21 protein-coding genes, 5 tRNA genes and 1 pseudogene are annotated in these 24,265 nt (G+C 36.0%); 22 read left to right on the plus strand and 5 right to left on the minus strand.

What is annotated here, in order from left to right:
* Positions 1-96: 96 nt before the first annotated feature.
* On the plus strand, positions 97-648 hold the full coding sequence (locus MHB48_RS08880) for a hypothetical protein (protein WP_342601097.1): 552 nt from the start codon (positions 97-99) through the stop codon (positions 646-648).
* A gap of 90 nt (positions 649-738) precedes the next feature.
* Here MHB48_RS08880 and MHB48_RS08885 read toward each other — a convergent pair.
* The 4 genes from MHB48_RS08885 to MHB48_RS08900 all read right to left on the minus strand — a co-directional run bounded on the left by MHB48_RS08885 (position 739) and on the right by MHB48_RS08900 (position 3,423).
* A protein-coding gene (locus tag MHB48_RS08885) for an IS3 family transposase (RefSeq protein ID WP_342598924.1) occupies positions 739-2,099 on the minus strand; the annotation gives its coding sequence in 2 pieces (ribosomal slippage) (positions 739-1,643 and positions 1,643-2,099; 1,362 coding nt in all).
* 424 nt (positions 2,100-2,523) lie between these two features.
* Positions 2,524-2,811 (minus strand): spore coat protein, encoded by a 288-nt coding sequence (locus MHB48_RS08890; protein WP_342601098.1) that lies wholly within the window; start codon positions 2,809-2,811, stop codon positions 2,524-2,526.
* Positions 2,812-2,830: 19 nt separating this feature from the next.
* Positions 2,831-3,034, minus strand: coding sequence for a hypothetical protein (locus tag MHB48_RS08895; protein WP_340921063.1), 204 nt, complete (start codon positions 3,032-3,034; stop codon positions 2,831-2,833).
* 158 nt (positions 3,035-3,192) lie between these two features.
* Complete coding sequence (locus MHB48_RS08900; protein WP_340921061.1) at positions 3,193-3,423, minus strand: hypothetical protein; 231 nt, start codon at positions 3,421-3,423, stop codon at positions 3,193-3,195.
* Between the two features lie 914 nt (positions 3,424-4,337).
* Between MHB48_RS08900 and MHB48_RS08905 the strand changes: the two are divergent.
* The 21 genes and pseudogenes from MHB48_RS08905 to MHB48_RS09005 all read left to right on the plus strand — a co-directional run.
* Positions 4,338-4,505 (plus strand): annotated as a pseudogene (locus tag MHB48_RS08905) (alpha/beta hydrolase); the annotation flags it as partial.
* 29 nt (positions 4,506-4,534) lie between these two features.
* A tRNA-His gene (locus MHB48_RS08910) sits at positions 4,535-4,610 on the plus strand.
* 34 nt (positions 4,611-4,644) lie between these two features.
* Positions 4,645-4,720: transfer RNA gene (locus MHB48_RS08915), tRNA-His, on the plus strand.
* Between the two features lies 1 nt (position 4,721).
* A tRNA-Gln gene (locus MHB48_RS08920) sits at positions 4,722-4,793 on the plus strand.
* 7 nt (positions 4,794-4,800) lie between these two features.
* Positions 4,801-4,875: transfer RNA gene (locus tag MHB48_RS08925), tRNA-Gly, on the plus strand.
* A gap of 11 nt (positions 4,876-4,886) precedes the next feature.
* Positions 4,887-4,960, plus strand: a tRNA-Cys gene (locus MHB48_RS08930).
* A gap of 241 nt (positions 4,961-5,201) precedes the next feature.
* Positions 5,202-5,543, plus strand: a complete 342-nt coding sequence (locus tag MHB48_RS08935; protein ID WP_342601099.1) for a hypothetical protein — start codon at positions 5,202-5,204, stop codon at positions 5,541-5,543.
* A gap of 723 nt (positions 5,544-6,266) precedes the next feature.
* Positions 6,267-6,560: a WXG100 family type VII secretion target gene (locus MHB48_RS08940; protein ID WP_090565261.1), complete on the plus strand. Its 294-nt coding sequence runs from the start codon at positions 6,267-6,269 to the stop codon at positions 6,558-6,560.
* 78 nt (positions 6,561-6,638) lie between these two features.
* On the plus strand, positions 6,639-6,878 hold the full coding sequence (locus MHB48_RS08945; RefSeq protein WP_093494092.1) for an EsaB/YukD family protein: 240 nt from the start codon (positions 6,639-6,641) through the stop codon (positions 6,876-6,878).
* Positions 6,879-6,891: 13 nt separating this feature from the next.
* Complete coding sequence (gene essB, locus MHB48_RS08950; RefSeq protein ID WP_342601100.1) at positions 6,892-8,274, plus strand: type VII secretion protein EssB; 1,383 nt, start codon at positions 6,892-6,894, stop codon at positions 8,272-8,274.
* Between the two features lie 50 nt (positions 8,275-8,324).
* Entirely contained in the window at positions 8,325-12,803 is a 4,479-nt protein-coding gene (gene essC / locus MHB48_RS08955; RefSeq protein WP_342601101.1) for a type VII secretion protein EssC, read from the plus strand.
* The gene (gene esaA / locus MHB48_RS08960; RefSeq protein ID WP_342601102.1) at positions 12,800-15,655 is read left to right on the plus strand and encodes a type VII secretion protein EsaA; all 2,856 of its coding nucleotides are present in this window, start codon (positions 12,800-12,802) and stop codon (positions 15,653-15,655) included. The genes essC and esaA overlap by 4 nt, the downstream gene beginning before the upstream one ends.
* A complete protein-coding gene (locus tag MHB48_RS08965) occupies positions 15,645-16,151 on the plus strand; it encodes a type VII secretion EssA family protein (protein WP_342601103.1) in 507 nt (168 codons plus the stop codon). The genes esaA and MHB48_RS08965 overlap by 11 nt, the downstream gene beginning before the upstream one ends.
* 18 nt (positions 16,152-16,169) lie before the next feature.
* The gene (locus MHB48_RS08970; protein ID WP_342601104.1) at positions 16,170-16,529 is read left to right on the plus strand and encodes a DUF5082 family protein; all 360 of its coding nucleotides are present in this window, start codon (positions 16,170-16,172) and stop codon (positions 16,527-16,529) included.
* 21 nt (positions 16,530-16,550) lie between these two features.
* Positions 16,551-16,853 (plus strand): YwqI/YxiC family protein, encoded by a 303-nt coding sequence (locus tag MHB48_RS08975; protein WP_342601105.1) that lies wholly within the window; start codon positions 16,551-16,553, stop codon positions 16,851-16,853.
* Entirely contained in the window at positions 16,850-18,301 is a 1,452-nt protein-coding gene (locus MHB48_RS08980; protein ID WP_342601106.1) for an LXG domain-containing protein, read from the plus strand. Before MHB48_RS08975 ends, MHB48_RS08980 begins: the two co-directional genes overlap by 4 nt.
* Positions 18,302-18,317: 16 nt before the next feature.
* A complete protein-coding gene (locus MHB48_RS08985) occupies positions 18,318-19,037 on the plus strand; it encodes a hypothetical protein (protein WP_342601107.1) in 720 nt (239 codons plus the stop codon).
* Positions 19,038-19,221: 184 nt separating this feature from the next.
* Positions 19,222-19,797: a hypothetical protein gene (locus MHB48_RS08990; protein WP_342601108.1), complete on the plus strand. Its 576-nt coding sequence runs from the start codon at positions 19,222-19,224 to the stop codon at positions 19,795-19,797.
* Positions 19,798-19,865: 68 nt separating this feature from the next.
* Positions 19,866-20,660: a hypothetical protein gene (locus MHB48_RS08995; RefSeq protein WP_342601109.1), complete on the plus strand. Its 795-nt coding sequence runs from the start codon at positions 19,866-19,868 to the stop codon at positions 20,658-20,660.
* Positions 20,661-21,602: 942 nt separating this feature from the next.
* Complete coding sequence (locus tag MHB48_RS09000) at positions 21,603-22,766, plus strand: FAD-dependent oxidoreductase (protein WP_342601110.1); 1,164 nt, start codon at positions 21,603-21,605, stop codon at positions 22,764-22,766.
* A gap of 17 nt (positions 22,767-22,783) precedes the next feature.
* Complete coding sequence (locus tag MHB48_RS09005) at positions 22,784-23,650, plus strand: RNA polymerase sigma-70 factor (RefSeq protein WP_342601111.1); 867 nt, start codon at positions 22,784-22,786, stop codon at positions 23,648-23,650.
* Between the two features lie 290 nt (positions 23,651-23,940).
* On the opposite strand, the gene MHB48_RS09010 is transcribed toward MHB48_RS09005, so the two are convergent.
* Complete coding sequence (locus tag MHB48_RS09010) at positions 23,941-24,231, minus strand: VOC family protein (protein WP_342601112.1); 291 nt, start codon at positions 24,229-24,231, stop codon at positions 23,941-23,943.
* Positions 24,232-24,265 lie beyond the last annotated feature (34 nt).

The following is a 24,265-nucleotide window of genomic DNA, read 5'->3' on the forward strand; positions in this document are numbered from 1 at the left end:
ACTCAGTTTTATAAATTTATTGAACTAACGCAGCAGTTTAGTTGAAGAAGAGATATAATAATTGTGTAGAAATAGAAGTAAAATAGGGGGTAGAGTATGCGTTGGACAAAGACAAAAATGTTAATAGAAAATTTAATATGCGAAAAACTTAACAAACGGTTAAAAGTCAATGCAACAAGTTACAATACCTCTCTAGGTGAACAAAGAAGAATTTGGATAACTCTAGATAAGAAAGAGATCTTTAATGCTTCATCAGCACATTTTTTAAATGCACACGATAAACTTTGGGATGAAGTTCGTAATAGAACAAGTAAACCCTTTCCCGATTGTTTGTATGAATGTTTCCCAGAGTTAGTTGGGAAGGAAAATGATTTAGACTATTCACTGATGATTTTAGAACAGCGTAATATTTTTAATGTTAACCTTGTATACGATTCATTAGTTCAATACTCTAATTTTTCAATTGAAGATGCTTTAATTTCCAAAGATATTATTGTTCAAGCTCTTGCATTGATTGATAAAAGGCTGGGTAAAAGGAGATTGGAAAATTTGGAATTTAATTCGGGTACTCACCCCTTGGTGATGAAATTCTTCCAAATCAGATGTGAGGGAGAAGGGATTTCTAATTCTAATTTCTTAACAAATTAAATAAAGTTAATAGTTCCTTATTCAACTAATGGGTGCTTTAGTAAACAAGACCACATTTTTGAACTGACCCAATAAAGTTAGACAAATAATTTAGGCTGCTTCTAAGAACTGAGTTCGGTATTCTACCGGGCTCAAGTCTTTTAATTTTGCCTTCATTCGCTTGTGATTATAATACTCCATATATTCTTCTAATTCCTTTTCAAAATGCTCCATGCTCTCAAACTCTTGTAAATAAAGCAGTTCAGACTTTAATAGGCCAAAGAAATTTTCAACGACTGCGTTATCTAAACAGTTCCCTTTACGAGACATACTCTGCGTAATTTGATGTGCTTGTAATGTCTGTTGATATTTTTTCATTTGATAATGCCAGCCTTGATCAGAATGAAGGATGACTTCGTCTCCTGGCTGGAGGCGCTGAACAGCTTCGTCTAACATATCTCCTACAAGTTGATAGACCGGTCGATTCATGACTTTATATGCGATAATTTCACCGTTACATAAATCTAGAACAGGTGACAGATAACGTTTTTCTCCAAAGAGATGGAATTCGGTCACGTCTGTTACCCATTTTTGATTCATTTTCTCCGCCTTAAAATCACGTTGTAATACATTAGGAGCGATTTTCCCAACGTTTCCTTTATAAGAGCGATACTTCTTTATACGGACCTCACATTTTAAACCGATTTCATTCATTAAGCGATTGATGGTCTTCGGGTCATACCTAAATCCGTATTTCTTCAGTTCTTTCGTGATGCGGCGGTAGCCATAACGACCCTTATGTTCGTGATAAATGTTCTTGATCGCTTCTTTTACTGTTTCATATTTATCTACTTGATTCAATCGTTTTTCCCAGTAGTAATAAGTACTGCGTGGAATGTCAGCGACTTGAACTAAATCCACGACTTCATAATGTTTCTTTAGTTCAAAAATTACTTGCGCTTTGATTTTGTTTGTAATTTTTCTTGTTCGTGAACTAAAGCTTTCAACTTTTTTAAGTAGGCATTCTCCATACGCAAACGTTCATTTTCAGCTCGTAGAGCTTCCATAGATCCTTCATCTGGAGTTGTTTTTTTGTCATTCGATTTGGTTTCCTTTTTCATGGATGGACGCCTCTTTTTCTTTGTTTTTAGCGCGTCCAATCCTTTTGTCTTAAGCAACTCCTCCCACTGATAAATAGTACTCGGAGAAGAAATATTAAATTTGCTTGCCGTTTCTAGAAAAGACGCACCTGTTTCGTTCATAAAATTAAGTACGTCTAGTTTAAACCCAGATGAGTAGCTTGTATAGCCTTTCTTAAACCCTTTTTCACCATGTGCTTCAAATAATTTCACCCAAGTAATGACTTGAGATTTAGCTACGCCAATGCTTTCTGCAATAGTTTGATAGCTTTCGTTTCCAGTTAAATAGCGTTCCACCGCTTGTAATTTAACTTCTACTGTATATTTAGACATAAAAACACCCCGTAAATGTTAGTTGGTGTCTAACATTTACGGGGCAGTTCATTTCGATGGTCTATTTTTACGTCCAAAACATCAAGTAGATGTCGACATCCAATGTGAAATGTTACACTTAAACTAACGCAGCAGGTTAGTTGAAAGTCTAAAAAGCATCAAAGTAGATAAGATAATGCAAAATCTGTATTAAAGGAGACAAGATTTGCTAATGACTATTCATTAATATATCTAAATAACATGACAATTGGAATTATATACTAACAAAATAGTTCGCTGGTACAAGTTAATCTAGAGCAATCATTTCAATTTGTTGAATAAAATAGTGTTTCGAATTCATCGTCATCACCTCAAGATTTTTATACTTCTATTTTTAAAACAAAAAAGACTGTAGTTAAATATATGCTTTTAGGTTTTTCTAAAACTAGTCATCTGGATTCAGGTTATTTTGCATAAGTTCCTGTACTTTGCCAACCTGCTCCTTAGATGCAAGCTCCGTCTTATACCAGCCTTTGTTACCCATTATCTTAAAAAGCTGATAATGGTTTGAGCTCGCATTTTCAAAACATTGTTCATAAATTTCTCGTAGCTGCTGATGTGTGGTCTCTAACATTGTACTGCTAATGCTGCGACAGCGTCCCTTTTCCAGCTCTAGACAAAGCTGGAGCATTTCACGGTCTGTTAAACCACGTCCTGCGATATTATTTGGCATATGAATCCACCTTTTGCAGTTATTGTGTGTTGTTAGTTCGATTGAAGTATTGGGAGAGGCTGCCAATTTTTAACTGGTGTTTTTCCGCTATTTCTTCGAGTGTTTTTCTTAGCTCTTGGTCTTTGCATTGTGTTGCACACCAGTTCATCGTTTTTGCGATTATCTCCTCTGCACGTATTTCATCTTCAATAAATGCCAATTCTTTCATCGTTAGAACGGTCATTTCATTTCTCCTCCCAAACAATGGTACGTAAAGTTAGTTTGTTTGTATTGATCTATTTTATCCTTTATAAAAGTCTTTTAACTCTTTAATTAACGTCTCCGATTAATTACTTCAAAATTTTCCGTATATTTTTCTGAAGTTCCTCTAGGCTTGACTGATTAGCTATCCTTATCAGTGATTTTAAAACCTAGGGTGTTATAATTGACGTATGTTGGCAGTACTTCCTCCTGGTTGTTTTCAGTATAGAATTCTTCTTGGATGGCAATATTTGCCTCAGCTGAAGAGCTAGCTCCTTTTTTGTAGGTAATTTTATTGTCCTCATTCACTAGTTTATTCAATTCAATGTTTGCTTCAGCTGTTTCCATATCTAAAGACTCTTCTTTTTTCATCCTTTTCACTCCTTTAACTATCAGTATGAAACAAAAATGGAGAAAAATTCGGTATCTAACTTGATTATTAATACATTACTAAATAACTTTTGTGTGAACAGTTATTAAACTCATATGAAAATTAAAAACGCTCAAACTCTATAAAATTGCATAACAAAAGTGACTCAGAAAATGCTTTTTAAAAAAAAGCTGAGCACTCAGAAAGATTAGATTGAGATGCTAGGTAAATCACGAACAAACTCTATTCTTTCTAGAATAAAGGCAAGGCTAGTGCAATAACTATAGTAGGATTAATCTCCCATGAGTGATACTCGTATTATGTGCGACAGTCTGTGATGAACCGTGGTCGTTGGAGTCAGACTAACGGCTGGGCTCTATGGCACCATAGTTCATCGACCTTCCTCTCCCAGCCGTAGTATCCTATACTCATTCTGTACACATTTTCATCCTCTGTGGTGTAGCGTTGGTTTTGCGCTACATGGATGGGAGAAGTAGAGAATATAAATATGAGTAATTTAAAAGGAGTAGTAGTACTTCAAATACAGATTTTTAGTTTAAATGAAATACAAACGATTAGATCTCAAATAATGGATTCTGCGAGGCACCTATATATAACGATTAAGGATCTAACCATTAATAAGATTATCTAAGTGACATTTATTTAAATGTTGCTTTTTATTTGGCTTTGTTAAAGGAAAAGGTTGATTGATTAGTCGTTAATGAGTATGGAAAATGGGTTTCCCTATTATTACTGGATATTTATGTTAAGGTATGCAAGATTGTGAAAGTGTTCACTTAAACTAACGCAGCAGTTTAGTTGAACAAGGAAGTTTGTTAAAATTGTGATATATGTATGAGAGGATTAAATGGCCATGTCGATACATCTGGTTTACAGGGAAAGGGGAAACAAATACATGTCGATTTACCATAAAGTAATTGGAGAAGGATATCCCATAGTTATGTTGCATGGTTGGACACTTGACCATCAAGTGATGTTACATGCAATGGAACCGGTATTCGAGAAACGAAGCGGTTGGAAGAGAATATACATAGACTTACCAGGTATGGGGCATTCCGAGCCCAGCCAACTATAAAGTTAACTTGAATAATGGCGGTTGTGGCGAAGTGGTTAACGCATCGGATTGTGATTCCGACATTCGTGGGTTCAATTCCCATCAGTCGCCCCATATTCCTAAGTTGTTAACTCTTTTTTTATTTGTGGCGGTTGTGGCGAAGTGGTTAACGCACCGGATTGTGATTCCGGCATTCGTGGGTTCAATTCCCATCAGTCGCCCCATTGGGGTATAGCCAAGCGGTAAGGCAACGGATTTTGATTCCGTCATGCCCTGGTTCGAATCCAGGTTCCCCAGTATTTTTGCGGAAGTAGTTCAGTGGTAGAACACCACCTTGCCAAGGTGGGGGTCGCGAGTTCGAACCTCGTCTTCCGCTCCAAATTTTATTTAGGCGGCATAGCCAAGTGGTAAGGCAAAGGTCTGCAACACCTTTATCACCGGTTCAAATCCGGTTGCCGCCTCCAATTTTTAAAATTATAGTTTGCAACTCTTCTATTTGTGGCGGAATTGGCAGACGCGCGGGACTCAAAATCCCGTTCTTTCGAGAGTGTCGGTTCGGCCCCGACCACGGTATCAAAATCATGACTTAAAGTCATACATATCAAGACTTTTAACTACTTGTTAGAGGTCTTTTTTGTTGTCTAAATAAAAGGACTGAAATAAGCTAAAATCCCGTGCTTCGAATCCCATGCATAGGCTGAGACATTGAGGTACTATAAGGACAAGTTTGCAGCTACTAAGAACACTTTAAAAGAAATGAAAATTTATAAGCAACTTGTAGAACTTACACAGAAAGATATAGAAGATATAATTCTTCATCTGAAAATTAAAATTAAGATTGTAAGTATTAACACTAGGATAAGAGCTTTAAAATCATTTTATAACTTCTTATATAAGAATAAATTAGTGATGCCTAATCCTATGAAAAATATCAAACAGTTACGCGATCGAGCAAGGGTTATTGAAACTTTAGATGATAAGGAGCTTGAACTCCTTGCAGCACATATAAAAATCAGAAACGCTTTATTGGAATTAGAGATTATGTAATATTTTTAGTGGTGTTAGATACAGGTATAAGCTATCTTCTCATATATTTCGACATACGTTTGCAAAAAGAAATATTCTAGCATTTAGATTAGCTGCTCTTTTGGGTCATCAGGCAGAAATCAACGTTGTTCTACTTTCATTATCTAACAGACTTTTATGAAATTAATTCTATTCTAAAAATGTATAACACTAAAAGAATTCTAATTAGTTAGTATTGGAAAAAATCATAGTTTTATGTATCTTCATATCGAAGTATTTTTGTGGCGCAATACTGAAAAAATGAGTGAAAAGTAATAAAAAAAAATTCTATTTGATATTTTTACGCTTAAATATTCTATTTTGTGCAAAATTAAAAACAAAAAAATGTTATATAAATTTAGTAGTTAGTTTACGTGACAAAAGTCTATGAGTTTATAGGTCTATTAAATTTTTTGGGTTTTTGTAGGAATTTTGACTATAAGAATATGTAGTGGTATCTATTATATTAAAGGAAAAGTTTACTAATACTTCTACCATATTATGTGATTTATGACTTTTCAAAAAAATTTGTAAATTTATTTAAAAGTAGGTTTATAAATTAGTAGGTAGAGGGTATCGGGTATTAGTTGAACTTTGAATTACTCTATTATGTCAATCTAGGAAGTATCTGTGAGGGCTTTTTGAAAGCACAACGCAGTTATTTTATAAATGCCACAAAATTTCAAGATAAGGGAGATGTATGGAATGTCAGGAATTATTCGCGTAACACCAGCTGAGTTAGATGCTATGGCTTCTCGCTACAACCATGAATCAGGGGAGGTTGCTTCTCAAATTGGTCGCCTAGATGGCATGATCGGAGAATTGCAGTCAATGTGGGAAGGATCTTCTAGTGCTGCCTTCGCTGAGCAATATGAGAGACTTAAACCTCATTTCAATGAAATGCGTGAGTTATTAAGTGAAGTAGGTATTCAATTAAGCCGTGCTGGTCAAGCGTTGCAAGATGCAGACCAACAAGTTGCTAGTCAAATTCGCGGATAATCAATAGTTCCGCATGTCAAAATAGTAGAGCGTCATTCCCACTCAGGAAGGCGCTTTTTCCTTAATTGGGGTGAGAGAATGTATATAGAAATTACAGTAGATCTTTCTAAATACGATGGAAAAGTCTTAGATCTAAGACTTTCTGATTATTATACAATGAAAAAAATGATTGATATCGCCTGGCAGGCCAATTCTATTTCCAAAACTCCACGCGAAGGCCATTGGGTACGCGTAGTGAATAAAGATAAAATATTCCCAGGACATTTGACGTTAGCCCATTGCGGGATAACGACTGGTGACCGAATTGAAATTATTTGAAGGAGCTACAAAGATGGCCAAACGTTCACATACATACTTAAAAAACCGAATAGGTGCAGAAATAAATGAAGAACCGCTTAAAACTACTTTTGTCTTTCAAAAAGAGAGAGTAGGATTCAAGCGAACTGAAGAAATTATTTTTCTGAAGGAAGTTAATCCAAAAATAAAAAAAGACATAGTAATAACCGATGACGAGCTAATTATTCAAGCGGATATCCCAGCGTCCTTTAAGCGTTTTGATGTCATTCAATCAGAGGATGAAAAATCTCGTTGGATGTTTGCTTACCAACTGGTGGAAAAGGTTTATTCGCATCCTTATCCTCGCTTAAATTTAATCGTGTCCCCGGAAAACATTGTGTATAGCCGAGGGATGGATCCTATTTTTCTTTATTATGGAGTGTTAGGGAGTTTACCGCCCTTTGAAACAAATGTTGAGCGTGTCTGGTTAGAAACAAAAGCCGTAGTTGCAGCCGCAATAGACGGCTCTTTCACATTTGAAGAGTATTTAAAGTATTCTGAGATTCTTGAACTAAAGGAAATGGGCGCTACCATTATGTCCATGAAAGAAAGTGACTCTTTACTGGACTTCATAAGTCAGCAAATGGAGCAACTAGAAGTAAAAGAACTAGAAAATGTGAAGCTCCCTCGAAAAAAGTGGAAAGTTACCAAATGGCTATCGATTGGGCTAGCGGTACTTATCATTCCAGCAATTATATTTACAATCATATATTTTGTACATGAAAAGCCAAAAACGAAAAGCTATATAGATAGTCAAGCATCCTTCCTCGGTCAAAACTACAGCCAAGTAGTAACAACTTTAAGCCCTTATAGCGTTAAGTCCATGCCATATATTGTTCTTTACGAACTTGCGTACTCATCTGTTACCAACGAACGCTTGGATGAAGAACAAAAAGAAAATGTGCTTTCTAATATTACATTGCAAACCGATGCAGATTATTTAAGATATTGGATTTATCTCGGTCGTGGAGAGGCGGAAAATGCTGTAGATATTGCAAGAGCAATGGAAGATGGCGAGTTAATCACCTATGCTTTGTTGAAGTTAAGAGAAGAAGTAAAGGCAGATAAAGATTTAACTGGTGAAGAAATGCAAGAACAGCTAAACGAAATTGATCAAGAAGTAGAGGAATACGAAAAGTTAATGGAAGAAATGGAAGAACAAGAACGACAAGAACAGGAAGAACAAGAGCAGCAAGAACTAGAAAAAGAACAACAGGAACAGCAAGAACTGGAACAAAAACAAAAAGAACAGCAAGAACTGGAACTAAAACAAAAAGAACAGCAAGAACTGGAACAAAAACAAAAAGAACAACAAGAGCTAGAAAAGAAGCAAAAGGAACAACAAGAAAAACAGCAGCAAACAGATCAAACAAAGTAAGAAATTATGGATAGTTAAAATTCTAAAGTAGTTGAAAGAAGGTGTGGCTATTGCAACAACTATGGTTGTTTTACGACGAAAATTATCAGCGGATAACTCTACCAGAAAGTGACATTACATCTTTAACTATTGGTTCTGCCATAGAACATGATATTACGATACTGACATTTCCTTTTGGGAATGGTCCTTTTACATTAAAAAAGGAGGATAATGTGCTCGTTGTTTATAGTGGAGATAAATCTTTTGGAAGGATCACAGACGATGAGGGTCTTACGATTGAACAGAAAGAAAAAGTGCTTCATTTGTATACTTCGTCTACTCCAATAACTTCTAAAACTTACTTTATAGACTTTGACAATGAAGTTTCATTTGATACCCAATTAGAAATCGCGACATTTCAAAGACTGAAAACAAGTTTTCCAAGAGTAGAGTCTGGACATTTCTCCCTAAATAAAATAAACGATGGATGGATTATAAAGAAAGACTTCGGCTGTCCTTTATATGTAAACGGTAAGTTAGTGGAATCTAACACGGTTCTTGCTGATGGAGATATACTTCAGTGGGCATTCATGGAAATGAAATTACTCCAAAAAGACCTACTAGAGGTAACTGCATCAATTCCTTATGATACGAAATTATCTATTATAGATGTTCCTGAGTCGGAAATTCTACAGATGTATCCTGATTATCGTCGTACGCCAAGAATGATTTATGACCTTCCAGATGACAAAATTTCATTAACATTTCCGACCCAAGAAACAGATGATTCCGGAAGAGGATTATGGCTCATTATAGCTCCACCACTTGTGATGCTCGTTGTTATGGCACTTGTAGCAATTTTTATACCAAGAGGAATTTTCGTTATTATTTCAATTACAATGTTTTTAACAGTACTAGTTACCTCTACTGTTCAGTATTTCCGTGACAAAAAGAAGCATAAGCAGAATGCGGAGAAAAGGCGCCGGGTGTATAAAGCATATTTAGAGAACATGAGAGAAGAGCTTTATGAGCTTGCCGAGAAACAAAAGAAAGTGTTGAACTATCATTTCCCTAGTTTTGAAGAAATGAAACAAATGACCAATGATTTATCCAGTAGAATTTGGGAAAGATCACTTGAGAGCCATGACTTTTTAGAGTTCAGATTAGGAACTGGAAGTGTAAAAGCTAGCTATGATATTAAACTATCCTCTGGTGATTTAGCTAATAGAGAAATAGATGATTTGCTCGAACAAGCCCAGCGAATGGAACAGGTTTACAAAGAGATTCCTTCTGCGCCAATTACAACGAAATTATCCGAAGGTATTTTAGGCTTAACTGGCAAAGAATCAGTTATTAAGCGCGAGCTACAGCAAATAATTGGTCAGTTGGCATTTTCTCAAAGTTACCATGATACAAGATTTATATATATTTTCAATCATGAGGAATATGCCGATGTAGAATGGATGAAATGGCTACCCCATTTTAAGCTGCCGCATATGCATGCTAGAGGTTTGATACATAACGAGGAAACAAGAGATCAATTATTGTCTTCGTTATATGAAATTATTCGCGAGCGAGATATAGATGATCAGAAGGGTAAAACAATATTTGCCCCACATTTAGTTTTCTTCGTTTCGGATTACTCATTGCTTGCAGAGCATGTCATCTTGGAATACTTAGAAAGCAAACATACAAAAGACCTTGGAATATCGGTTATTTTCGCAGAATCTGCTCAGGAACGAATGACTGAGAATGTGCACACACTTATTCGATACGTAAACAAACGCGAAGGGGATATCCTCATTGAGGCAGGCAAGGCGGTAGATATTGCATTCAATTTAGACGAATTTGATGCTACGACCAACGAACGATTTACACGAATGCTTCGAACTTTGAACCATCAAATAGGTATAAAAAACTCTATACCTAACTCGGTTAGTTTTCTAGAGATGTTCGGCGTTAAGGATATTGAGGATGTTCCAATAGCCCGAAATTGGGCATTGAACGAGTCAGCTAAATCACTTGCTGTTCCGATTGGTTTTAAAGGAAAAAATGAACTTGTTGCATTAAATTTGCATGAGAAGGCGCATGGTCCTCATGGTTTATTAGCAGGTACAACGGGTTCGGGAAAAAGTGAATTTTTACAGACGTATATATTATCACTTGCAGTTCATTATCATCCACATGAAGTAGCTTTCTTATTGATAGACTACAAAGGTGGAGGAATGGCACAGCCTTTCAAGCATATCCCGCATTTATTGGGAACAATTACGAATATTGAAGGCAGTAAAAACTTTAGTATGCGAGCACTTGCTTCTATAAATAGTGAGCTTAAACGAAGGCAGCGACTGTTTGATCAGTACGTCGTTACGCATATTGATGATTACACGACACTATATAAAGAAGGAAGGGCGATGGAACCACTTCCTCATTTATTCCTCATTTCTGATGAATTTGCGGAGTTAAAACGAGAGGAACCTGAATTTATACGAGAGCTTGTGAGTACAGCTCGCATTGGAAGAAGTTTAGGAGTACATCTAATTTTAGCTACTCAAAAGCCCGGAGGAGTTATAGACGAACAAATTTGGAGTAATGCAAGATTCCGAGTTGCATTAAAGGTACAGGATGCATCGGATAGTAAAGAAATCCTGAAAAACGGGGATGCCGCATCTATCACCGTAACGGGTCGCGGTTATCTGCAGGTTGGAAATAATGAAGTGTATGAGCTATTCCAATCTGCATGGAGCGGGGCCCCTTACAAGGAAGAAGTGCTAGAGGGAGAAGATGACGTGGCAATTGTCACAGATCTCGGCTTGTACCCACTTTCTGGTATAGCAACAAATGTGAAAAAGAAATCTAGAGGAATGACAGAAATGGAAGCAGTGACAGCGAAAATTGCGGAGACAACTGCTGATTTGAATATTCGAAAAGTAGCCAGTCCTTGGTTAGAGCCATTAGGATTCCGTCTTGAAAAGCAATTAGATGTATCTACTAGTCAATTTGGTTTTCCTATAGGAATGATTGACGAACCAGATAAACAAAGTCAGACACCAATTACTTATAACTGGACGAAGGATGGAAATCTTGGAGTGTTTGGTTCCTCAGGCTATGGAAAATCCTATACATTACTTACTACAATATTGGGACTTGCGGAAAACCTATCTCCAGAAGAAGCGAACTTTTACTTGCTCGATTACGGAAATGGATCACTACTACCACTTAGACAGCTCCCGCATACCGCGGATTATTTCACGATTGATGAAGAACTGAAAAGAGATAAACTAGTTAAGCTTATAAAAGAAGAGATTGCTAAGCGAAAAATTGCCTTCCAGCAATCAGAGGTTAGTAACATCCATATGTACAATAAGCTATCAACTTCGTCGTTACCTCTTCTGTATATTGTCGTAGATAATTATGATATTGTCCGTGAAGAAATGGAAGAGTTAGAGGCTCAACTAATTCAATTTGGTCGAGATGGTCAATCACTTGGAATTTATTTGTTTGTGGCTGCGACAAGAGTTCAATCAGTTAGACAGTCCTTAATGAATAACTTAAAAACGAAGATTGTTCATTATTTAATGGATACTACGGAGTCATTTACAGTAATCGGTCGTGTACCGTTTGACTTAGAACCATTTCCAGGTAGAGCCATTCTGAAAAAAGAGGATGCTTACTTTGCGCAAATTTACCTACCTGCTAGTGGAGCAGATGACTATGAAGTATTGGAGTCCATTAAGGTAAAAGTGAGTAATTTACGAAAGCGATACTTGGAAGAAAATCTTCCGAAACCAATTCCGATGCTCCCGCTCGAGCTTACATCTACAAATTTCTCCTTCTACTTGGATGGAAAGAAAAAAGATGGAGTCATTCCGATTGGGTTGGATGAGGATACAGTGCTTCCAATTTCTATTGACTTTAAGAAAAATCGTCATTGTCTACTTATTGGACAGGTTCAAAGAGGGAAGACAAATACGATTACTTGGATGCTTCACACACTTTTAGAACAGAAGACAGGATTCATTTCTATATTTGATTCGTTTGACCGAGGATTATCAAGATTCGCTGAGTATGATGCCATTGACTATCTGGAAACTAAAGAGAATTTGGCAGAATGGATTACTCGAACAGAGCAATATTATGCAGAAGTAGAGCGAACTTACCTCGAAAATATTCAACAAGGGAAATCTGTAGAAATTACACTTTCTTATTTCGTCATCGATGGATATACAAGATTCCTACAAGTAGCTGATATTAGCCTGCAGGATAGACTAGCAAAATTGATGAAGCGTTACGCTCACTTAGGCTTTAATGTCGTTATGTCAGGAAATAATGCAGAAATCACGAAGGGTTATGACGCCTTTACGAATGAGTTGAAGCTTGTCCGTCAGGCGCTCGTGTACATGAAAAAATCGGAGCAAACTTTGTTTACTGTAGCGTATGAACGCAAAGAAGCAGAGCTTCCACTTGGATTTGCGCATTATATTTTGAATGGGAACGCAACGAAAGTAAAAATTCCATTAAGTGAGTTGGAGAGGACGAAAGTACAATGAAATCAACTAAAAATACCAAATTATTAAAATACGGTGTTGGAATTCTATTTATATTAGCTGCTCCCATTATTTTCTTCCAGCTGATGGGTGTTAATATTCTCGATTTGAATAACGCGAATAAACGTACGATTGCTATCGTAAATGAAGATATGGGTTTAACGAAGGATGCAGAAAAGGTACAAATGGGTGTAGAAGTAGTATCCATTTTAGCGGATGACTCGGATTACGGATGGGAAGTAATGGGGCGTGGAGCTGCGGAGAATGGACTAAAATCCAACCAGTACGACGCAATTGTATATATTCCCTCCAATTTCTCAGAAAATATAATGTCTTATGACGAACAAAACCCGAAAAAAGCAGAGTTTGCATATCAAGTACAGCGTCAGAAAACAGGATTACGTAAAGAACAGGTTTTACATGAAATAGAAGTAGCGACAGATCGAGTAAATGATAAAATTTCCACTTTGTACTGGAGCTATATAGCGCAGGAAATGAATCATATTAAAAAAGAGTTTACGAGTATTTTAGGAAAAGAAACAGAATTCCTTAGTGCCATGTCTGCCTATTATAAGCCAGAATCAGAAACCTTGGCTGAACAGATGCAAAGACAAAAGGACCAAATGGCATTATTGCAAACCACTATCGGATCTGCAAATAATGCACATACTAGCCGTATTGAAAATGCTGATTCGTTTGGATTACAAATGAACGACTTCATCACCTATGTACAGCAATATAAGGAGTTTCAGAATACACAAAGACAAATACTACAACAGGTGCAGGATGATAGTTTAGCCAAAATTCATGCAGCTGCAGCAACACAATCAGAGCAGTTCAATAAGTCTGTACAAATGCTGGAGGATAGTAATAACAAATTAAATGAAGAAATTCAAAAAGTAAATAATATTGTTGAGACAAATAAAGAAAGATTTAATACATTATCAGAACTACGAAAAAAAGAAGTAGATCGTCAACTAAAGGATTTAATAGTAGTACAAGGCACTGCAATCGACCGTTATAATAATACAATTTTAGATAACCTTGAAAAAGGTATTGAGACAGGAAAAAGTAGTAATGCAGTGCTTTCTGCAGCTTTTTTAGGAACAGAGCCAAATCAGCTTACTTCTATTAAAGAACAGCTGGAACAAAAAGCAGCGGAGAAAGTTTCTGCTACTTTACCTGGATTAGAACAAGAACGCTGGAAAATAGATAGTATATTATCAGCATTAACTTCCTTAAAAACAAAAGTAGCAGAAACGGATCCTGCATCTACTTTTATAAGTGAAATTGATAAGCTTCAAGCAGAACTTGGTTCGATTAAAGCCGGCTTAGCTGAAAGGGAAACAACATGGGTTAATGCAAAACAAACAGGAACTGCTGACTATTCAAAAGCTTCTACAGAGTATGCAAAACTATTAGAGAACTATAGCTCTATTTATAGAGAATATGATTCTGTCCAACAGATTGTTAATACTTATCCAACAGATACTGCACGTATAGGAATGGAAATAATACAAAAAGAAGAAGACTTGTTAGCTAATACTCACCTATCGAAAAATCAGCGAGCTAGATTACAAAAGCTCTTTGCAAAAGGTGTAGCTAAAACAGATACAAGTTCTTTGATATCCTACTATGCTACGTTAGAACAATTTGAATTTACTCTCAATGAGGGCGGAGATAGTGCCAATAAGGATGCTGTTTTAAAGGATGAAATTTTAACAGCTTTGCTGAAAAATGTAGTGGATATTAACGAATTGGAATTAGAGGGTTGGGATTCTGTATCAGAGACTATTCCAGAAACAGAACTAGGAATGTCCGACCTTAGTACAACGTTTGCAGCCATCATGTCTGGTTATAAAGAAACTGCGGAACAGCAGCATGCATCGTTAATCAATGAACTAAATTCCATTGATGAACAAGCAAATGTCTTGCTTGCACAAATTCAAAATCCAGCGAACATGATTCCGTCTGGTGAACCAGTGGCAACTACTTCTGAAGGGGAAGTAATGGCAGGTCAACAAAATGTGACTAATCAGCTTGTAACGTTAAGTGGAATGATTCAATCATTATCACAAAAACAAAGCAGTTTAGTAGATTATGCAAAAGACCTAACTGTGAAAGCAGACAATATAAAAGAGACATCCAATGAATTTAGTGGTAAATGGGATACGAATGTAGCTGCCATGTCTGAATTCGATAATGATATTCAAGACTTTCTTGCCAATACATATGTTGATGGTCAGGAAAACGGATATGCCTTTAATCACTTTGTGAACCCTCTTGATGTTAAAGGAGAAGCAGCAGTTTCTGATGAAATGGAGAAAGTTCCTCCTGTTATTTTATTTATCATTCTATTAATCAGTAGTTTGTTGATCGGATATTTCTCTTATCAGATGAAAGATGGCCCTATTGGGCTCCAATTAGCTATGACAGCTTTATTGTCCGTACTTGTTGGACTAATTATCAGTTTCTACAGTATCTATATGTATATTTTAAATGACCATCGTGCGCTAGAATGGACAATTTTTACTATTCTTTTATTGCTTGCAGGCGCAGCCATCATTCGTGTGGCTTTAGAATTCGGCCAATCAGTTGGGTGGCTTGCTAGCGTTGCGTTGATGTGCTTATATATCATTCCATTACTAATACTTGCAGTGCCCGATATTAATATTCCTGATGTTTTGTCTACCGTTTATATGTCTATTAAGTATGAACCGGAAACTAGCTTTATATGGGGAGCAGTAATCACAGCGGTTATAGCAATAGTGATGTTAGCGACCACTTATTTTATGAATAAAAACAAAAATAATAGATCAAAAGCATCTGTGGCAGATGAAGCGTATGAAAGTTAAATTGCCTCTTTTGTTTTCAATATTGTTTTTAATACTAGTTGGAAATGGTTTTGTTGTTTTTGCGGAAGAACCAAAAAAGGTAGAAGACTTAGATCCTGTTATTTATGAAAAACTAGAATTTAAGAAAAATACAGATTATCTACATGATAAGAAAAAAACCGAAATGAAGAATACAATTCCTAAGAAGCAAGTTGATATATATTTTGATGGGAGAAAGAAGCTTCCTAACAGAGGAGACACTTCGTATTTGTTTCAAACGGCTGAACGTGGGGAGAAAAGTACAGTAACAGCAAAATCCTCTGAGCTAAAATTATTTTCTGAAAAAGATATTACTTTAGCAGATGAATCAGTATCCAAAATAGAAGAGAAATCATCTAGTAATAGCGTGAGGACAATCATATTTTTAGGGGTAATAGGGATTGGTATTCTTACTTTGTTTGTCATTTTCTTACCGAGGTTAGTAAGTACCTCAGAATCTACTGAACCAGCCAAATGAAAAAGGGAGTGAATGTATATGCCTGGATATTATTATGCTTTATTAGCTAAAAAGAAGGAAGAACTGCAGAGATTAACTACATGCCAGTCTTCCTTGCAAGGGAAACAATCCGAATTTAATACGAATGAACCAAAGTGTTTAGAGCCTGAGTTAACTGCCGCTACCTGGCAGGGAACTCATGCAGATAAGTTTGACGATATTAGGGAAGCTGGTATTCAAACTAGCTATGTGGATATCTCAGGAAATCAATTTTCCAATGTATTTAGTGCAATCACAACTAAAATTAGTGAATTGAATGCGGAAATTGCATCTATTGAGCAAACAATTGCCAATATTTTAGCGGAGCAAGAACGTCAACGTCAAGCGAAAGCAAACTAACTTGCAAGGGGGAGAAGCGTTATGTCTACGGAGGTTAAAATCGTATATGCTGATGTGGAAAATCAACTTGGAGAAATGACTAGTGCAGTTGACCTGCTAAACCCAAAAGCAGAGCCGCCTATTACGGGTAATACCCTAGATGTCGTTACAAAGTTCAATGAATTATCCGTAAAGCTGGACCAATTATTAGTAAAATATCAAACATTATCAACCAAAAATATTCAAACTACATCCGCTTCAGTAGACTTTATGGAAGAGTCCGATCAAAAAGTATCGGCAGCTATGCAGTGTACTGTAAATGGGTCAAGGATGGTGGCAAGATGAAAATACTAGACGTACAACCATTCCATGATGGTCTAGCGCGTAATATTAATATGCTCACTCGCCTAGAAGGGGAAATAAATGCCATTCAAACTGCAGTCCAAGGCTTAGTAGCTATGGAGGAAAATCTTAAAGGCGAGGGTGGGAATGCAATAAGATCGTTCTACAATGATTGCCATTCACCGTTTCTACATTTCTTCTTAACGTTTAAATCTTTATACAATACTACCCTTACTACGATGAATTCCGCACTCGAGGCTTTAGAGCCAGATGCCAATGGCTATATTCGACAAGCGTATCTGGAAGGGGAAGTAGAAGAGGGATTGACGGAAATTTCTCAAGTAACAACTAATTTGACGGATGAATCCAATAACATCATGGATTCTGTTTCCGATATAGTAGCGTTGCCACATTTAGATGACAGTGGTGTGCAGGAAGGTGTAACTAGTGCTAGAACTTCAAGGGATAACACCGTAACTGATCTAAATGAATTTGATTTGACTCAAACAAATGCACTAATTCTAATAGAAGCTGCCATTTTAAATATGGAAGTCTGGTTAACAGATATTGAATATTTAATGGAAGAAGGATTAACGGATGTTAACTTCCCGGCAGAGGATTGGAATTATGTGCAGGATGCAACGCCGATTGGTCAATTCTATTTGCAGCACCAAATAGACATGCTTGCTGCTGATCCACGAGTAGAGCAGAATAATGTAGAAGTATCAGCCCCAGCATATACAGAGAAGAATTTATGGGAAGGTATTATGATCACTGTTGGATTAGATATAAACGATTGGGAAAGTAAGCCAATTAACGCTGCTGCGAATTTTGTAGGATTTGCTGCTGCGGGAAATGCAACATATAAAGATGTAAAATTGGCTTCCAAGGGCTTCGGCATTACTAGAACTACAAGAACAACGAAACAGAATGTTACAAAAACAGTTATTAAGATTACTAGACCAGAATTGATTGGTGTAAAAAAGAAAACTTATTCTGGAGCTAACGCTACAAACTATGAAAAGATTTACAAAAGAGTAGACCCAGCGACAAACGTAAAATCTACCTTTCGCTTCTCTGCAAATAAACTTGGATATATTGGCGTATTTGCTACAGCGGGTGGAGATATTATACATGGTGTACAAAATAATGAGTCAGCCAGTCAAATAGCTGGTAACGTTACTGGTGATGTTGCAGTTGCTGGTGCTTCTATGGCGGCTTCGGCTTGGCTAGGTGCGAAAGTAGGGGCTTCAGCAGGTGCACTAGGAGGACCTGTAGGAGTAGTAGCAGGAGCAGCAGTAGGATTAGTGGCTGGAGTAATTGTAACTGCTGCGTTAAGTGAGTTTAAAATTATGGATGTCAATAATGATGGCCGTGATGATTCTATAGGTGATGCAATTAAGATAGGAACAAAAGGATTAATTGATTCTGTATCGTCTTGGTTTAAATAGATAGGAGAGATTAAAAATGGAAGAGGATCGAATAAAGAATATAAAGTTATCTTATTTAAATCTAGAATCACCGAAAGATAACAGGAATGGTATTATAGGGTATTTTTTAATACTGTTATATGTAATTGGAATGATACCAATATTAGGTGTACCGTTCTCATTACCATTTTTCCTAGCTGCAATTATACCAGTCTTGATAATTCAAATATGGGCAATTATTTATCTGATTGATCCATATAAATACGAAAAATCATATTATTTATTTTTTGGTATATACGGAGTAGTAAATACGTACGTGTTTTTTATAGTTATTTTGAAATTGATATACGTAAATATGGATTGGAAAGGGAGCACTCCTTTTGTAATTAATTTAATTTTGTTTATACTTTTATTGGGTGGATTCAATTGGTTGAATTGGAAAGCATTATACAGTGGGACATATCATAAATTACAGCAAAAAAGAACAATACCTGTAAGTTGGATAGCTATTGGCGGTGGTTCTTATATTATAGGTCAATTTATCTTATCCTTTATCTACTCAGACTCTGCTCTAAATATATTATTAATAGTTGGTATATCATGTTTATCTATTTGTACTACATTTTTCTCGATTAACATTCATCGATATTTCTTTATAAAACAAAATTTAGATATTGTGAAAGAAAAATATCCAGATTTTGGATTACCAAAGAGTGACAGAGATACAAATAGGAAGAAAAAGAATAAGAAAAAATAAACGGTCTATTTTGAGTTGAAGCTTATTAGGAGAGAATTCCGATAGAAAAAAATAGAATGACTAAAATTTTTTCGTCTTACTTAAAATTAGACTCACCGAAACAAAACAAGCAGAGTATTATTGGGAATTTTCTCGTGTTTTTATATTTAATTGGGATGGTTCCCCTTTTGGGGGAACCATTCTCATGGTCGTTTTTCTTAGCTGTAATTGTTCCTACTGTTCTAGTAACATATGGGGAATTTTATATATAATAGCCCCTTATAAATACGAAAAATCCTATTATTTATTTTTAGGTGTATATGGAGTTGTCAATACTTACGTCTATTTCGTTAGTACTCAGAAATTGATATTCATTAATCTTGGAATAACTAGCTGGGGACCTTTTTTAAGTAATACCGCATTATTCATCCTATTAATTAGTGGTATGAACTGGATGAATTGGAAGGCTCTTTATAGTGAGACATATTATAAGCTGCAACAAAAACGTTCTATTCCCGTAGGTTGGGCATCTCTAGCTGGGGCTTCGTATATATTGGGACAATTAATATTATCAGTTGTATATACAGACTCCGGAATAAGTATATTAATCATTGTTTGTCTCTCCGTTTTATCTTTATTTACTGCATTTCTTTCAATCAATATTCATCGATACTTTTTCATCCAAAAAAATATGGATATAGTAAAGGAAATGTTTCCTGAGTTTGGATTATCAAAGAGTGAAAGGGATACGAATAGGAAGAGAAAGAATAAGAAAAAATAGACGATTTATTTTGAGTTGTAGGTAGTTAGAGGAGAATTCTAATAGAAAAAGAGAAAGAAGGGAAAATAATGATTCCAACATTTACAGTGCATGATATTTTTGTCATGATGCAAACGTTAAATACGAAAACTTTAATAGGCTTTTCAAATCCCTTCGAACATCTAACAAAGTACGAAATTGAAAGAGAATGGGAGAAAACCTATAAAAAACTTCATAAGCTTAATCTTATTGATTTAATAGATAAGGAAATTAAATTAGAAGAAAACTTCGGAAATGCCCTATGGATCATGTCGCGTACTAATATGGTTGTGGAGATTATAAAAGATGGGAATCAGAAAAGTTATTTCTACTTTAGCAAAGACCATGTAGTGGAATGCAAAGAGAACGAAGAAAGTGAATATACGTTATACGTGCATGGAACTCCTGATCATGTATGGAATAATGTCATTTACCCTCGGATGCTTGTAGGTGTTGAAAGTCACACTGTCGAAGTAGATGAATCTATTTTTGTTCCTACTGCTGCATATAATGCTTGGGTAAAAGCTGGGGCTGTGACAGATGTGCAGAGCTTGGAAGCCATCAATTCAAAAGAAAACTGGAACCGTATAAGCAGTCAATTAGATGCTGCACTAAAAAGCATGATACACAATAATCGGTTAATGGTATTTTTCAAAGAGGATGCCCATTGGGTTATTGAAGGTATGCATGTTTTGACATCTCCTAATAATAATTGGACATTCAAAATGATTCAGAAGGACAATAAGGAATTATTGGAAGGTAAACAAAGTTCCAATCTGGACATTGTTTCGGAGATTTTAGAGGTTTTAGTAAGGATGCAAAAACAGAAAGCAACAATTAAATAAATGACAGAATGGACATCAAGCACTTTTTTCGTATAATCGAATAGAGTGCTTGATGTATATAAAATGGTATTTCTTATGTATTTTCAATTTAGAAAGATAGTAGGAAAAGTGTGGGATTATATAGTAAATTCAAATAGTGAACCTTTGAACACTTCTGTCTGTGTTTGAAAAAGAAAGGCAACTTCTTGTTTATTTTCGAACAGGGAGTTGCCTATTTCTATATGTTTTGGCTGCCAATTCAATGTGATTAGTGGGGGCAGTTTGGAGAAGCGTCCGCTCGACTCCTGCGGGAAAGCGGAGCAAGCGAGACCCCAGAGCACGAAGTGCGAGGAGGCTCGATTCCTCGCCCGCGGTAAGCTTCGGAAAACAATAAGCAAGGAGATACACTTAAAGAGCACTTGAACTTTTCTTAGATTATCAGCAATGAAATAAAAAGAATATGATTACACCACTGTAAACGAAATCACCTCTAGCCATGCCTATATGTTAAGTAGGAAAAATCTCTGATCATTACTTCTCGATTTCCTTGTCTTAAATTGGAAATAAATTTACCTTGCAACTCTTTAATGGTTTCAAAAAGTTGGTCTTGTATTAAACAGGACAATAATAATAGCTTTTCACTATGAATTAAGAAATGAAAAGTTATAAATATTATGTATGCTACAAAATATCAAATATAGAGTTTGTGAAATATTGTACTTAAACTAACGAGTGCTTTAGTTGAAGATGATGGGTTACTTAGGCAAGTCTTTTTTCTTATTCAACTAACCCAGCAGGTTAATTAAACAACAGAGATATTTATCGGTATGTCATACTCGACAAAACGGTGTAGTGACGGAAAGTAGAATACAGCTATTTGATATCTTTTTGGTGGTCTCATCTGTCACAAATTGGCTTCTTTAATCGTCATGTGATTAGGACGTTGAAAAGGAGACGATTAAAATGAAGAATGAGAAAACAATCGTGGTCATAGGTGGCGGGTATGCTGGGATTAACCACATCGAAGCACTTAGGAAAGAGTTTCGTGAGGAGCTAAAAAGAAGCATTCGGATTATCCTGGTTGATAAAAATACTTTCCATTTTAAAAAGGTTAAATTATTTAAGGGGATTGTTAATGAAAATTTGTCGAATTTAAATGTTCCTTTAAAGCATTATTGCGGCTCTGATATTGAGTTTATTCAGGGGGAGTTAACAGCAGTTTATCCTAAAGAGCAAACCGTTCACATTTTCAGGGAGGATGGAACATTGATTCATCTGGATTTTGATTGTTTGGTGCTTGCCATGGGCAGTGTACTACGTGAAGTGAATTCAGAATGTGGAGGAATATCGCTCAATGATTTACAAAATGGACAATGTATTCGGCAGCATTTATTGGGGATGATGGAATCACCAGTGAGTAAACTTCGATTGGCAATAGTAGGAAGTGGGATTACAGGAATTGAAACCGCTGCAGAAGTGGGATCATGGTTGAAAAATGAAACTAAAACAGAAGGGATGAAGCAGAAGAGTATTGAAATATTCCTTATTAATAATAAACAGAGATTATTAGATGAAGCTCCAGTGAAAATCAGTGAACGGCTTGAGAACAGGCTAACGAGACATGGTATACAATTAATGCACAATAAAAAGGTAGATAAATTCTCAAACGGTAAAGTCGTTTTCTCTGACAAATCCGAACTTGAAGCGGATGCGTGTGTTTGGACAGTCGGTTTAAAGCCTCATCCTAGCCTTTACGATTTAGGTCTCTCTCTTACAGTACAAGGAAAAATAAAAGTGGATTCATGGTATCGTTTAGTAGAAAGTGAGAATATTTATGCCATTGGAGACTGTGTCCATGTGGTTGACCCTATAAGTGGAAAAGCTGCAGCAATGAGCTGCAAAGAAGCTATTTCCCAAGCTCAACGACTTTCTAAAATTATGAAGGCACATCTTCAGGGATTACAAGCAATTTCCCATCAAACCTACCCTGATTTTCTTTGTATAGGACTCGGTCCGAACGATGGTTTTGTATGGGCGCAAAAATGGGGAGTTGATTTTGTACTTTCAGGTAAATTGGCAGAAAAAATAAGAGAGTATACATGGAATGTTGCCAGTATTACTCACTAAAGAAAGGAGGTAAAGGTATGGAGCTTCAGAAACTATATTCTCAGTTTCAGCCACTTTTATTTTCGATAGCTTACCGGATGCTCGGCACTGTTTCTGATGCAGAAGATATTGTTCATGATGTGTACTTGCAGGCAGGAGAAAAAACGATTGAGCATGTGGAAAATAAGAAGGCATACCTTTGTAAAATGGTTACAAACAAATGTATTGATCATTTAAAATCTGCCGCGTATAAACGTGAAGTTTATACTGGTCCCTGGCTGCCAGAACCATTGATTTTAAACGATAACGATCCTATTACTGAAGTGATGAACGGAGAAGCGATATCATTTGCCATTCTGATGCTGCTGGAAAAACTGAAACCCGTAGAGAGAGCTGTTTTCATCCTTAGGGAAGTGCTAGATTATGATTATTTGGCGATTTCACAAATTTTGAATCGCACCGAATCTAATTGCAGAAAAGTATTCAGCCGGGTAAAGAATAAATTTCCAATGATAAAAGAAGAGGTGGAAGCACCGAATGATCCGAAAATAGATAAAATTATACAGACATTCGTGTTAGCATTAAATCAGGGAAACATACAGAAGATTGAAGAATTATTGCGTCAAGATGTTACGCTATATTCCGATGGTGGCGGAAAAGTATATGCTGCCTTAAAGCCGGTACATTCCAAATATTTAGTTGTCCGTTTTATTAGAAACTTACTGTCACATAACGATAAGAAACAAACCGTTGTAAAAATCGTTAATGTAAATGGTGACACTGGACTCTTGGTAAAGGGAGTTGACAATGTCAAAATGGTTATTTGTTTCCATGTAAAAAACGATCAAATTGCTGAAATCTATATTGTGAGGAATCCAGAAAAACTACAACATGTATATCTATAAGCTCACTAAATTTGCATCTAATTCAACTAACGAGTGCTTTACTTCAAGAAGGAGTAGAGCCTTTTTTCTTATTGAACTAACGAGGCAGGTTAGTTGAACAAGAGAAATGAAACTCCATTCTTTTTATGTCGCATTTGACACAAACTGAGCAATAAAAAAAGAGCAATGGTAGATAAATCTAACCTTTGCTCAAAAATATCTACAATTGCAGATCATTAATACGTTTCTATCTAAATCCTGAAAGTTAAAATAGGCAAAATCACCAATACGCTCTATTTCTCTAACAACTGTTATTCCATTGTTTTGATAAATTTGTATGCTTCATCAATATCTTTGACGAAGAAATTAAATAAAGCATGGTTTGAAGGATTTAGTGTAAAGCTCGGATCGAAAGTGTGGTCGTCTAAAGTAAGTCCAGTCTCAGCTGTAATAGGGATATTGTAAACAGGAGATGAAACATTATCCTTATTAAAGGGTATTCCAAGTAGTTTGCTGTACCATTCTGCAGAACTTTCTAAGTTACTAACATGGATAAAAACATTATTTACCTTACAGGCGATTGGAGAAGCGATTGAATTCATTAACATTCCACCCTTTGTTTTAATTTTCTTTTAC

This window comes from Psychrobacillus sp. FSL H8-0483 (genome assembly GCF_038637725.1).
Lineage (GTDB): Bacteria > Bacillota > Bacilli > Bacillales_A > Planococcaceae > Psychrobacillus.

Coding starts and splice junctions, on each gene's coding strand:
- MHB48_RS08880 (WP_342601097.1), top strand. CDS start 97: ATGCGTTGGACAAAGACAAAAATGTTAATAGAAAATTTAATATGCGAA.
- MHB48_RS08890 (WP_342601098.1), bottom strand. CDS start 2,811: ATGCCAAATAATATCGCAGGACGTGGTTTAACAGACCGTGAAATGCTC.
- MHB48_RS08895 (WP_340921063.1), bottom strand. CDS start 3,034: ATGACCGTTCTAACGATGAAAGAATTGGCATTTATTGAAGATGAAATA.
- MHB48_RS08900 (WP_340921061.1), bottom strand. CDS start 3,423: ATGAAAAAAGAAGAGTCTTTAGATATGGAAACAGCTGAAGCAAACATT.
- MHB48_RS08940 (WP_090565261.1), top strand. CDS start 6,267: ATGTCAGGAATTATTCGCGTAACACCAGCTGAGTTAGATGCTATGGCT.
- MHB48_RS08945 (WP_093494092.1), top strand. CDS start 6,639: ATGTATATAGAAATTACAGTAGATCTTTCTAAATACGATGGAAAAGTC.
- essB (WP_342601100.1), top strand. CDS start 6,892: ATGGCCAAACGTTCACATACATACTTAAAAAACCGAATAGGTGCAGAA.
- esaA (WP_342601102.1), top strand. CDS start 12,800: ATGAAATCAACTAAAAATACCAAATTATTAAAATACGGTGTTGGAATT.
- MHB48_RS08965 (WP_342601103.1), top strand. CDS start 15,645: ATGAAAGTTAAATTGCCTCTTTTGTTTTCAATATTGTTTTTAATACTA.
- MHB48_RS08970 (WP_342601104.1), top strand. CDS start 16,170: ATGCCTGGATATTATTATGCTTTATTAGCTAAAAAGAAGGAAGAACTG.
- MHB48_RS08975 (WP_342601105.1), top strand. CDS start 16,551: ATGTCTACGGAGGTTAAAATCGTATATGCTGATGTGGAAAATCAACTT.
- MHB48_RS08980 (WP_342601106.1), top strand. CDS start 16,850: ATGAAAATACTAGACGTACAACCATTCCATGATGGTCTAGCGCGTAAT.
- MHB48_RS08985 (WP_342601107.1), top strand. CDS start 18,318: ATGGAAGAGGATCGAATAAAGAATATAAAGTTATCTTATTTAAATCTA.
- MHB48_RS08990 (WP_342601108.1), top strand. CDS start 19,222: ATGGTCGTTTTTCTTAGCTGTAATTGTTCCTACTGTTCTAGTAACATA.
- MHB48_RS08995 (WP_342601109.1), top strand. CDS start 19,866: ATGATTCCAACATTTACAGTGCATGATATTTTTGTCATGATGCAAACG.
- MHB48_RS09000 (WP_342601110.1), top strand. CDS start 21,603: ATGAAGAATGAGAAAACAATCGTGGTCATAGGTGGCGGGTATGCTGGG.
- MHB48_RS09005 (WP_342601111.1), top strand. CDS start 22,784: ATGGAGCTTCAGAAACTATATTCTCAGTTTCAGCCACTTTTATTTTCG.
- MHB48_RS09010 (WP_342601112.1), bottom strand. CDS start 24,231: ATGAATTCAATCGCTTCTCCAATCGCCTGTAAGGTAAATAATGTTTTT.